This window comes from Rhodanobacter sp. Root179 (genome assembly GCF_001428465.1).
Lineage (GTDB): Bacteria > Pseudomonadota > Gammaproteobacteria > Xanthomonadales > Rhodanobacteraceae > Rhodanobacter.
Genome location: NZ_LMHR01000088.1, coordinates 364,438 through 376,474, shown reverse-complemented (window position 1 = coordinate 376,474; position 12,037 = coordinate 364,438). Strand labels below are relative to the sequence as shown.

Annotated in this window: 8 protein-coding genes; 6 read left to right on the top strand and 2 right to left on the bottom strand. The window is 65.8% G+C overall.

The features are described 5' to 3' along the window. Nucleotides 1-145 precede the first annotated feature (145 nt). The 5 genes from ASD82_RS16845 (at nucleotide 146) to ASD82_RS16825 (ending at nucleotide 8,146) form a co-directional block, all read left to right on the top strand. The gene (locus ASD82_RS16845) at nucleotides 146-2,614 is read left to right on the top strand and encodes a hybrid sensor histidine kinase/response regulator (protein ID WP_056718969.1); all 2,469 of its coding nucleotides are present in this window, start codon (nucleotides 146-148) and stop codon (nucleotides 2,612-2,614) included. Nucleotides 2,615-2,759: 145 nt separating this feature from the next. After that, nucleotides 2,760-3,923 (top strand): 3-hydroxy-D-aspartate aldolase BhcC, encoded by a 1,164-nt coding sequence (gene bhcC, locus ASD82_RS16840; protein ID WP_056718966.1) that lies wholly within the window; start codon nucleotides 2,760-2,762, stop codon nucleotides 3,921-3,923. Nucleotides 3,924-4,087: 164 nt separating this feature from the next. Next, nucleotides 4,088-4,753: a PadR family transcriptional regulator gene (locus ASD82_RS16835; protein WP_056718964.1), complete on the top strand. Its 666-nt coding sequence runs from the start codon at nucleotides 4,088-4,090 to the stop codon at nucleotides 4,751-4,753. 162 nt (nucleotides 4,754-4,915) lie between these two features. Continuing rightward, entirely contained in the window at nucleotides 4,916-5,689 is a 774-nt protein-coding gene (locus ASD82_RS16830) for a siderophore-interacting protein (RefSeq protein WP_056718962.1), read from the top strand. 510 nt (nucleotides 5,690-6,199) lie between these two features. Beyond that, nucleotides 6,200-8,146, top strand: a complete 1,947-nt coding sequence (locus ASD82_RS16825; protein WP_235580745.1) for a multicopper oxidase domain-containing protein — start codon at nucleotides 6,200-6,202, stop codon at nucleotides 8,144-8,146. 104 nt (nucleotides 8,147-8,250) lie between these two features. Here the strand turns inward: ASD82_RS16825 and ASD82_RS16820 are convergent, their stop codons facing one another. Together ASD82_RS16820 and ASD82_RS16815 are read right to left on the bottom strand one after the other, a co-directional pair. Continuing rightward, nucleotides 8,251-9,132: a hypothetical protein gene (locus ASD82_RS16820; RefSeq protein ID WP_157599303.1), complete on the bottom strand. Its 882-nt coding sequence runs from the start codon at nucleotides 9,130-9,132 to the stop codon at nucleotides 8,251-8,253. Nucleotides 9,133-9,199: 67 nt separating this feature from the next. Next, entirely contained in the window at nucleotides 9,200-10,564 is a 1,365-nt protein-coding gene (locus ASD82_RS16815; RefSeq protein ID WP_056718956.1) for an MFS transporter, read from the bottom strand. Between the two features lie 447 nt (nucleotides 10,565-11,011). Here ASD82_RS16815 and ASD82_RS16810 point away from each other — a divergent pair, with 447 nt between their 5' ends. After that, nucleotides 11,012-12,022 carry a hypothetical protein gene (locus ASD82_RS16810; protein WP_056718954.1) on the top strand — a complete coding sequence of 337 codons (1,011 nt, stop codon included), beginning with the start codon at nucleotides 11,012-11,014 and terminating at the stop codon, nucleotides 12,020-12,022. The last annotated feature ends 15 nt before the right edge of the window (nucleotides 12,023-12,037 follow it).

Sequence of the window (12,037 nt, the reverse complement as noted above, 5' to 3'; positions counted from 1 at the left end):
CCGGCGCGTGACGACGCGCCGGTTTTTTTTGTCGTGAAGAACCCACCAGCCCTGGGCCAAGCAACCCGATTGCATTCACAGCCGTGCCGCAGCGATGGTAGCCTGCCACCTGCAGCAGCTTTTCTGACCCGAATGGTCTGACTTCATGGCGGATGCTTCATTTCTGGCGGGCGGCGACGAAATGGGTGCGTTGATGCGTGCCCACGACTGGGCATCGCATCCGCTGGGCAAGCCGCAGCTGTGGCCCCAGGCACTGCGTACCGCCATCCGGCTGATGCTCAATTCGCGCCACCAGATGGGCATGTTCTGGGGCAGCGAGGCAATCTGGTTCTACAACGACGCCTACGCGCAGACGCTTACCGTCGAGCGCCATCCCTGCTCGCTCGGCCTGCCCGGTCGCCAGGTATGGCCGGAGATCTGGACGGACATCGGCGCCCAGGTCAGCCAGGTGATGGCCGGCGGCAGCGCCACCTGGCACGAGAACCAGCATCTGGTCCTGCAGCGCAATGGTCGCGACGAGGACACCTACTGGACCTACAGCTACAGCCCCATTGACGACGAATCCGCGCCCGGCGGCGTGGGCGGCGTGCTGGTGGTGTGCACCGAGACCACCGAGCAGGTGCTGGTGTCCCGCCGCGCGGTGGAGGAGCGCCAGCGCCTGGCCGAACTGTTCGAACAGACGCCGTCGTTCATGGCTTTGCTGCGCGGACCCGAACACATTTTCGAGCTGACCAACCCCAGCTACGTCCGCCTGATCGGCGAGCGCAACGTGCTCGGCCGTTCGGTGGCCGAGGCCCTGCCCGACGCGGCCGCCCAGGGTTTTGTGGGCCTGCTCGATACCGTCTATGACAGTGGCGAGCCCTACGTGGCAACGGCGACGCCGTTCGCGATGCAGCCGGCACCCGGTGCGCCGATCAGCCAGCGCTACCTGGACTTCGTCTACCAGCCAATCAGGAATGCGCTGGGCGAAGTCACCGGCATCTTCGTCGAAGGCACCGACGTCACCGAACGCGCGCTGGCGGAAAACGCGCTGCGTTCCAGCGAGGCGCGCCTGCGTATGCTCAATGCCAACCTGGAGCTGCAGGTCGCCCGACGCATGCACGGTCGCGCGCGCACCTGGCAGCTGAGCACCGACCTCATGGGCGTACTCAATGCCGAGGGCATCTTCGAGCTGTCCAACCCCGCCTGGCAATCGGTGCTGGGCTGGCCGGAGGAGACCATCGCGCGCACCCCGTTCTTCGACTTCCTGCATCCCGACGACCTGGCCCGCAACCGGCTGGCGTTCGCCCGCGCCATCGAACTGGGCGAACCGGCGCTGTGCTTCGAGAATCGTTACCGCCACGCCGATGGCGGCTACCGCTGGCTGTCGTGGGTGGCCATTCCCGAAGACGACAAGGTCTACTGCAGCGCGCGCGACATCACGGCCGACAAGGAAGCCGCCGAATCGCTGGCGCGCACCGAGGCCGCCTTGCGCCAGTCGCAGAAGATGGAAGCCGTGGGCAAGCTCACCGGCGGCCTCGCGCACGACTTCAACAACCTGCTCGGCGGCATCATGGGCGCGATGGAAGCGGCGCGGGCAAAGCTCGACCAGGGCAAGATCGAGGACGTGCCGCGCTACCTCACGCTCGGCGAAACGGCAGTGCGCCGGGCCGCCTCGCTGACCCAGCGTCTGCTGGCCTTTTCCCGTCAGCAGACCCTCGATCCGCGCTCCACCGACATCAACCGGCTGGTGGCCGGCATGGAAGAGCTGATCCGCCGCACCATCGGCCCGGCGATCCAGCTGGAAGTGGTCGGTGCCGGTGGCCTGTGGCCCAGCCTGGTCGATCCGCCGCAGCTGGAAAGCGCCCTGCTCAACCTGTGCATCAACGCGCGCGACGCGATGCCGGACGGCGGTCGCCTCACCATCGAGACGGCCAACCGCTCGCTGGACGAATACGCGGCGGCGGCCTGCGAACTCGAACCGGGCCAGTACGTCTCGCTCAGCGTCACCGACAACGGCAGCGGCATGACACCCGAGGTCATCGCCCGCGCCTTCGACCCGTTCTTCACCACCAAGGCGATCGGCCAGGGCACCGGCCTGGGCCTGTCGATGGTCTACGGCTTCGCCCGCCAGTCCGGCGGCCAGGCGCGCATCTATTCCGAACCGGGCACCGGCTCCACCCTGTGCATCTACCTGCCCCGCCATCACGAGCCCGCCGTCGACCCTGAAACCACGCAGCCGGCGCGCCTGGCCGAAGCGCCGCCGCAAAGCGAGACGATCCTGGTGGTCGAGGACGAACCCTCGATCCGCGAACTGGTCTGCGAAGTCCTGGCCGATGCCGGCTACACCGTCCTGCAGGCCGGCGATGGCAGCGCCGGCCTGCACATCCTGCAGACCGGCACGACGATCGACCTGCTGATCACCGACGTGGGCCTGCCCGGCACCATGAACGGTCGCCAGATGGCCGACACCGCACGCAGCACCCGCCCGCAACTGAAGATCCTGTTCATGACCGGCTACGCCGAGAATTCCATCGTCGGCAACGGCAACCTCGAACCGGACATGCACGTGTTGACCAAACCGTTTTCGCTGGACGCGTTGCGGCGCAGGATCCGGGACATCCTGCCGGGCTGAGAGCCTTGCCTGGCGGCGCTTCGACTCCATCCGCCGCGCGGGCTACGCTCAGCGCGAACGGGGACGGGACAGGTGCCGGCCGAGTCGATCCTCATCGCGGACGCATGACCATCCCCACCACCAACCGAAAGCTGCGGAGAGCCACGTGCACGCGAGGACAGATTCCAGCCATGGCGATGTCGGTTATGACATCCCCGCCCTGCCCGGCATGGACGAGGCGGACATCCAGACGCCTTGTCTGGTGCTCGATCTCGACGCGCTGGAGCGCAACATCGTGAAGATGGGCGACTACGCGAAAGCGCACGGCATGCACCACCGCAGCCACGGCAAGATGCACAAGTCGGTCGACGTGCAGAAGCTGCAGGAAAGCCTGGGTGGCGCGGTGGGCGTGTGCTGCCAGAAGGTGTCCGAAGCCGAGGCCTTCGCCCGTGGTGGCATTCGCGACATCCTGGTGTCGAATCAGGTGCGCGACCCGGCCAAGATCGATCGACTCGCCCGCCTGCCGCATCACGGCGCGCGCATCATCGTCTGCGTCGACGACGAAGCCAACGTGGCCGAGCTTTCCGCCGCCGCGCAGACACACGGCAGCACTCTCGAATGCCTGGTCGAAATCGACTGCGGCGCAGGCCGCTGCGGGGTGGCCACCACTGGCGAGGCGATCGCGATCGCCAGGGCCATCGACGCAGCGCCGGCCCTGGTTTTCGGCGGCATCCAGGCCTACCAGGGCGCCATGCAGCATCTGGAAAACTACGCGGACCGCAAGGCCAGACTCGACGAGGCCATCGCCATGGTGAGGATCATCGTCGATGGCCTGAACGCGGCCGGCTTGCCCCCGCGACTCGTTACCGGCGGCGGCACGGGGTCGTATCCTTTCGAGTCCGGATCGGGCGTCTACAACGAACTCCAATGCGGCAGCTACGCCTTCATGGACGCGGACTACGGACGCATCCGCGACAGCGACGGCCGGCGCATCGACCAGGGCGAATGGGAGAACGCGCTGTTCGTCCTGACTTCGGTGATGAGCCACGCCAAGCCCGGCCAGGCCGTGTGCGATGCCGGCCTCAAGTCGATGTCGCTGGACAGCGGCCTGCCCCTCATCCACGGCCGCGACGACGTGCGCTACCTCGGCGCCTCGGACGAGCACGGCGTGATCGCGGACGTGCACGACGTCCTGCGCATCAACGACAAGCTGAAGCTCGTTCCCGGCCATTGCGACCCGACCTGCAACCTGCACGACTGGTACGTCGGCGTACGCCACGGCAAGGTCGAGGTGGTCTGGCCGGTGTCGGCCCGCGGCAAGAGCTATTGAGGATTGGCCGCAGGCCGCCTGGTCACCCGCTCCGACATGTAACGCGCGCACCTGATCCGGCCCGGTCGATGGCCGGGTTCCGCCAGCACGCTTGCTCAAGTATTGATTTAGATATATCTAAAGATGTATCGTAAGACACTCTTTCGATATATCGGAATATGCCCATGCGCCTGCATCATCGACTGCTGGACGCCCTGCGGGAGCGTCATCACCACCATCATCATTTCGATCCATGCGGGGTCGCACACGGGGAACATGCGCACGAATGGCATGCGGGCCGTGGCGGCTTCGGCGGACGCCACGACGCGGATTTCCCCGGCGGCTGGGAAGGCCTGCGCGGCGGCGGGCGACGTGGCGGCGGCGGTGGCCGCATGTTCGGCCATGGCGACCTGAAGCTGCTGCTGCTGGCGCTGATCGAGCAACAGCCACGCCACGGCTACGAGATGATCCGCATGATCGAGGACATGTTCCACGGTCACTACACGCCCAGTCCCGGCGCCGTCTATCCCACCCTCAACATGCTCGAGGACATGGGCCACGCGGAAGTCGCGCTCGAACAGGGCAATCGCAAGCTCTACTCCATCACCGAGGCCGGCCGCGAATTCCTCGACGAAAACCGCGAAGCGGTCGAGGCGATGACCGAACGCACCCGCCACAGTGCCCGCATGGCGGCGAAAATGTCGGCACCCATGGCGGTGCGCAAGGCCATGCACGCCCTGAAGCATGCACTACTGATGCGCAGCGAGTGGGACAAGGCCGAAGCACAGCGGGTCGCGGACGTGCTCGAGCGGGCGGCCCGCGAAATCGCCGCAGGCGCTCTCCGCGAGTGATCGGGCTCTGCGCCGGGTCACTCGCGCCGCGACAACTCATCGACCCTGCACGAGATGCTGCGGGCCGGTAGCCGCGTACCCGGCTACCGGCCCGGCTGAGAACCTCCTCCCCTGCGCCAGCCATCGCCAGCGCGCCCAACCGATGCCACGGAGACAGCCACGATGTCATCCCATACCCATCACAAGTTGCGACACGACCTGGTCAAACGCATGCTGCAAGTGACCCAGGTGCAGCGACTGAGCCCGCACATGCAGCGCGTGACGTTCGGCGGCGAAGAATTGCGCGGCTTCGTCAGCGCCGCGCCCGACGACCACGTGAAGCTGTTCTTCCCCAACAGCCAGGGCGACATCGTGCCGCCGGTCATGGGTCCCAATGGCCCCAGCTATCCGCCCGGCCGCGAATACTCGCCGATGCGCGACTACACCCCGCGCCGGTTCGACGCCGAGCGCAACGAACTGACCGTCGACTTCGTGCTGCATGGCGATGGCCCTGCCTCCGCCTGGGCGGAACAAGCGGTCGCGGGTCAGCAGCTCGGCGCGGGCGGCCCTCGCGGTTCGTTCGTGGTCGCCGATGACTTCGAGCACTACGTATTGATCGGTGACGAAACCGCGCTCCCCGCGATCGGCCGATGGCTGGAAGAGATGCCCGCGTCGGCGCGCGTCCACACACTGATCGAAATTCCCGAAGCCGCCGACCGCCAACCGCTGGCCTCGCCGAATGTCCGCTGGCTGGAGCGCAACGGTCGCCCCGGCGCGAGCAGCCAGCTGCTGGAGCAGGCACTGCAACAGATGGCCATTCCGGCCGGAGACAGCTTCTACTGGATCGCCACCGAGTCCCGCCGCGCACGCGCCATGCGCCAATGGCTGGACGAACACCGGCAGGTGCCGAAGGAGTGGATTCGCGCCACCGGCTACTGGAGCGCAGCGGCCGAGTGAAGCGTGGGCTTGGAAATCTTCAGCGGGATTTTCCTGCGTCGTCCGAATGGGAACCGCTCCATCGTGCGAGAACTTCATGCGGGATCACGAGCTCAGCTCTCGATGGTCACCCGGTAGTCGACCGCGGCCACCTTGATGATGCGAGCGCGTCGGGCACCCATCGCCGATGTCGATGCCATGATGATTCCACACTGAAGAACAGACGTCCCGAAGCCAGATCCGTGATCAGCTCGTCGCAGGATCATGCGATGCGTCCCGCGTCGAAGGCTCATGCGTTGGCGTGATCAACCTGGACGGGAGTACCTTGTTCGATGGCAGATGCGATGCGCCTCCGCACGCCTTCGTTTTTGACACAGCCATGACGGACGAAGTGCGAGGTAATGGTCGTCATCATGCTTGTGCCCGGCGCGATCCATCGCCCGCAGCTTATCCCGACTCCTGCCCGTACCCGTGAGGTTTCGAATGATCGACTCAAACGGTCGTACCCCTTCCCATTCCGCCTGGCCCGTCATGGCCGCCACCGCGCTGCGTGTGGCGTTCGGCCTGATCTGGCTGGTGGGCGCCGCGCTCACCTGGAGGGATAGCTTCGCCGCGCATTACGTGGGCTATTTGCACAACGCGGCAGAGGGGCAGCCGGCGTGGTCGGCGTGGTGGTTCAACCTGTGGATCGGCGTGGTGACGCCCCACGTCGGCTTGTTCGTGTGGCTGACCCGCATCGCCGAAACCACGCTGGCGCTTGCCCTGATCTTCGGCTTCGCGCGCAAGGTAACCTGCGTTCTCGGCCTCCTCTTCAGCCTGCTGATCTGGAGCACGGCCGAAGGTTTCGGCGGACCGTACTCGGTGGGCGTGACCAACATCGGCTCGGCGCTCAGCTACGTGCTGATCTTCGTCGCGCTGATCATCGTCAACTATCGCGTCGGACTCAGCCCGTACAGCGTCGACTACCTCATCGAGAAACGCTGGCCGGCCTGGCACAAGGTTTCGGGGTGGCATGAAACGGTCGAGCCAGTCGACCTGACGCCGCTGCCCTGGCGGGTGCAGGCACCGGCGCTGGCGGGCGTCGTGATCCTGGCCGCGTTGCTGCTGGCCAGCCTGCAGAGCGCGCTCAACGTGAAGTCGGCCTCGCCGACCGCAGCCGCCGCCGCGGTGACGCCGCTGTCGCTGGCCTCCAGCGAACCGATCAAGGGGGCACGCGACGCGACCCTGCCGCCGGTGGCCACCGGCAACAGCGTGGACGTCCATATCGATTCCACCGACGACAAGGTGGAGATCGCCAGCGGCGTGGAATACCAGGCGTGGACCTTCGGCAAGAGCGTGCCCGGCCCCGCCATCCACGTGCGCGAAGGCCAGACGGTGAACCTGGTGTTCACCAACCGCGGCACGATGCAGCACTCGATCGACTTCCACTCGGCGATCACGCCACCCAGCCTGCACTACGTGGAAATCATGCCGGGCGAAAGCGTCACCTTCTCGTTCGTCGCCAAGGTCGCCGGTGCCTTCCTCTACCACTGCGGCACGCCGCCCACCCTGCTGCACATCGCCAACGGCATGTACGGCGCGATGATCGTGGACCCGGCTACCCCGCTGCCGCCGGCGGACAAGAGCTACGTGCTGGTGCAAGGCGAGTGGTACACGCAGCAGATCGCCGGCAAGCTGATGGGCAGCAACTACGACAAGATGCTGGAGATGCGCCCCGACGAAGTGGTGTTCAACGGCAAGGCGTTCCAGTACCGCGACCATCCGCTGACCGGCCGGGCCGGCGAGCGCGTGCGCATCTACATGGTGAACGCCGGGCCCAGCCTGTGGAGCGCGTTCCATGTCATCGGCGCGATCTTCGACAAGGTCTATCCCGGCGGCAATCCGGCGCAGGCCATTGATGGCGTTTCGACCTATACCGTCGGCCCGGGCGAAGGCGCGGTGTTCGACCTCACCCTGGACGAGCCCGGCCACTACCCGTTCGTGGATCACTCCATGGCGCACGCGATGATCGGTGCGATCGGCGTGCTGGACATCGAGGGCGCGCCCGGCACCCCGGCCGCCGCCCCCCCGGTCAGCAAGGCGGCGCCGCCAGCCGCCGGCGAGGCCAGCGCCCCGAAGGCGCCGACCGGTCCCTACGCGTACAGCCCCGAACGCGGCGCCACCGCTTACGCCACCTACTGCGCGGCCTGCCACCAGGCCAGCGGCATGGGCCTGCCGCAGACCTTCCCGCCGTTGAAAGGCAACAAGGTGGTGCTGGATGACAACCCGACCAGACACCTGCAGGTGATTCTCAACGGCCTGACCGGCGAGCCGATCGACGGCGTGGTCTGGCCCGGCGCCATGCCGCCCTTCGGCCCCAGCCTCAGCGATGCCGACATCGCCGACATCGCCAACCACGAGCGCACCTCCTGGGACAACAAGGCCAAACTGGTCACCGCCGACGACGTGAAGGCAGCACGCACCGCGGGCGGGAAGTAGCAAAATTTCCCCGGATATCTTCGCCGGCCTTACAGGAAGCCCCTCACGCGGGGCTTCCGTCGCTGCAGCCCCCTCCTAACGAGACGGAAGATCCTGCCTGCGGCTCAGTGGCCGATCATGTGCAGCGTCAGCGCTTTCCAGGCGGCGTTGGGCAGCAAGCTCAACGCGGTGGCTTGGAGCAGCAGCACCCAGGCCAGACCCGCGATGTACGCGGAATGCAGGCGGCCACGCGTCAGCAAGTCGTAGGCGCCCAGGCCCAGCATCAGCAAGTCGCTACCCAGATAGACCGCAACCGCCGTACCCGCCAGACCGTCGCCGAGGGGTGCGGCGGCGAAGCCGTTGAGGAAGCGCCCGAAACCGGCGTCGCTGATGTAGATCAGCCCCATCAGCATCAGGCGCTTGTGGGCCGATGAGGTCTTGCGCAGCAGCAGCCCTGCTCCCGTCAACCCGGCGAAGCCCAGCATGTCGGTCAACTGGACGGCCAGGAATTCCGGCGTATCGCCCGTGGCCGCGTAGCGGATGCCGTGCACCACGATCGCCGCGGCGGGGCCCAGCACCAGCATCACCACGGCGAGGGCTGCGCCCGCGATGCCCAGCTTGCGGTGGATGTCCGGCCGGCCGTTGCGGATCAGCGCCACCTGCGTGGTGAACAGCACCAGATAGCCCACGAAGGCCACCGCGTGAACGTGGACGATCCAGGGATAGTCCAATCCGAACTTGCGCAGGTGACGGAAGCTGTCGGTGCCGAAACCCGACAACACCCCCAGCCACACAAGGGCGGTAAACAGCAGGAATGCCTGGCGATCCGCGCGAGGCTGCGCAGGAAAGTATCCAGAAGCGATCGCGGTCATCGTTTGCTCCCCGAGCAAAGCCACTGCGCCACGGAAAGCTAGACCCAATCTGCGGCGGATGCAATCGGCGGCTTGGGTGGCGGTCTTCGCAAGCGCGGCACGTGGAAAGACCGCATCGCCCTTTGCATGCGCCACCGATCAGAAAGCCCGTCGCGGATCTTCAAGCGGCGGCAAGTGGACCCGACCCCGCCTTCCCGCCAACTCAGGAAGGCGTCGAGAGCGTGATCGGCCCGGATGACGTGCCCGCTTCGGCCATCGGCGCCAGCCGCGCACGTTTCACCGGTGCCGTTTCCGGCACCTGGGTGATCGCCACCAGGCCCACCACCACCGCGCCGATCATGTACCAGGCCGGCGCCAGCGGATTGCCGGTCAACTGCGTCAGCCACGCCACCACGAACTGGGTGGAACCGCCGAACACCGAGATCGCCACCGCATAGATCATCCCCAGCCCGCCGGAGCGCACATGCGCCGGCAGCGATTCGGTCACCGCCACCAGCACCGTGCCGGTGGACAGCGTCGAGGCGATCGCCAGCACCGCGGTAATGCCGAACAGCGCCACGCCGGAACGCTCGCGCCCCAGCAACCAGAACGCCGGAAAAATCACCAGCAGCAACACCACCCACGGCACCACCATCACCGGCTTGCGGCCGATCCGGTCGGACAGCCAGCCGCTGAGCGGATCGCACACCAGCCCGCACAGGCCCACCATCACCGTGGCGCCCAGCGCCAGGCGCTCGGGCATGCCCAGGGTGGCGTTGGCATATGTGGTCATGTAATCGAGTACGTAATTGGTGGTGGTCGCGGCCGCCAGCATCGCCAGACCCAGCAGCGCCACCCGCCGATAGCTGGGCATCCACGGCTCGGACGGCGGCGCCGCGGGCCGGGTCGCGGTGGCGGCGTCCAGCGTTTCCACCAGGTTGCGCCGCATGAACCAGCCGAACGGCACGATCACCGCGCCCAGTCCCAGCGCCAGTCGCCAACCCCACGCATCCAGCGCCGCCGGGCTGAGCCAGTGCGCCAGCAGCACGCCTACCAGCCCCGCCATCAACACCGCCGCATCCGCGCTCATCGCCTGCATCGAGATGTACAAGCCCCGACGCATCGGCGGCGCCGCCTCCATCAGGAAGGCCGTGCTCGGCCCCACCTCGCCACCCAGCGCGAAGCCCTGCAGCAACCGGAATCCCACCACCAGCGCCGGCGCCCACAGACCGATGGCCGCATACGAAGGCGTCAACGGCAAGCCGATCACCGCTATGCCGATCAACCCGAACGACAGCAACATCGCTGGCTTGCGCCCGCGCCGATCGCCCATCCGCCCGATCACCCACGCGCCCAGCGGACGGGTCAGAAAGCCCGCACCGAACGTCGCCAGCGAAGCCAGCAGGCTGATCCCCGGTCGATCCGAGGGAAAAAACGTGCAGCCGATCTGCGCGGCGAAAAAGGCGTAAGTGATGAAGTCATAGAACTCCAGCGCATTGCCCAATGCCACCGCGACCACATGTCGCCGAGGCAACACACGCGCAGCCGGCGGATCGAGGCCTGCGGCCTCCGCACCATGATCGGTCATCGAAATCCCCCGGCAGCCCCTGCTGCATCCGTCGCAGCATCGGGCATGGAGGCATCCAAGGCAATCGGCTGATGCTCGGCGCCGATCGTCGGCTCTCCGTTCTACAAGCTCGCTGGCAAGGAATCAGGGGCGACATTGCCGTTGCTGCTCACAAGACATGTCCACGCCGCGGGCTTCGAATTCGACCCTGTTTTGAACCCCGCCCTGGAAAGTAAACTCCGACGATGGCCTCCGTCGTCATCGGCCCATCGCTGCCGCAAGTCCGCAATACTTCGCTCGTGGCTCCCTGGCTCCATGACTTGCGAAGGGCGTACTCACCCTTCGAGCACTCTGCGCAACATCTTGATCGAGCAGGACGTCCTTCGGGAAACTTCAGCCTCTGCCACATACTCCGCACGGAAGGCTTCTCATCCGGCCCATCGCCACTATCTGACAAGGACCCTCGTCATGACGCATTTCAAAGACAGCTTCAATCAGCACACCGATGTGATCTACGGAACCGGACTGTGGATTCACATTTACATCTACAACTATTACTTCGGCTGGCCCACCAGCAATCCCATCGGCAAAAAAGACATCAACATGAATCTGCCGAAGGGAACGTTCGATCCCTACATGTCCTTGGCGCACGACAAGTACGGCAACAACGTAATCAATCGCTACAACGAGCCGATCCACCCGAAGTCGTTCCCTGTCGACAAGGCGACGAAAACTGTGGCACCAGCAGCCCTGAAGCCGGTCGCCACGACATACGACTCCACCACACAGGCTCTCGCGCAGTCCTATATTGATGCCCTGAAAGCGTGCAAGCACCTGGGAACCGAATCCATCGAGGGTGCAATCACGGAGCGATTGATCCGCACGCTGGGCAAATACGAAAAAATGCAGACCATCGACTTCAAGAAGTCGCAGTTCAACAAGAAGGAGTCAAGCCGGATCACCAACCACCTCTACGACGTCTGCATCCGCCGCTCCTGCAAGTACGGCGTGTTCTACTTCACCCACGTCAAGAGCGCGACGTTGCATTACATCCTTGACGAGATGGACATGAGCACCATCGTCAACAAGACGATGCTCACCAACGAGACCGCCGGCAGCAAGAAGGTGCCGATCTGCACTTCCGAGCTGCGCTACATGTTCCGCCACTGGAACAGCCTCAAGGACAAGTCCGTGCTTTTCTACGACGGCTACCGTACCTGCGAGGCGCCGTGGTATGACACACGCTGGCAGTCCACCCGCGCCGACTGGGCCGATTACGCCATCGCTCGCGTCGCCAAATACCGATCAACCATCGCGGCCACGATGGGCAACTCCTCCCTCCTGAGCGAATTCGACAGGTTGGCCAAGTTTTACGGGTTGGCACGAACACCGGTGACGGCGCGCAAGGTGATCGAGAGTTTCCACGCCCTGCCCGCCAACCTGACCAACCACCCGTCGGATGACACGATTCCGACTTGAAGTCCGCGGCGTCCG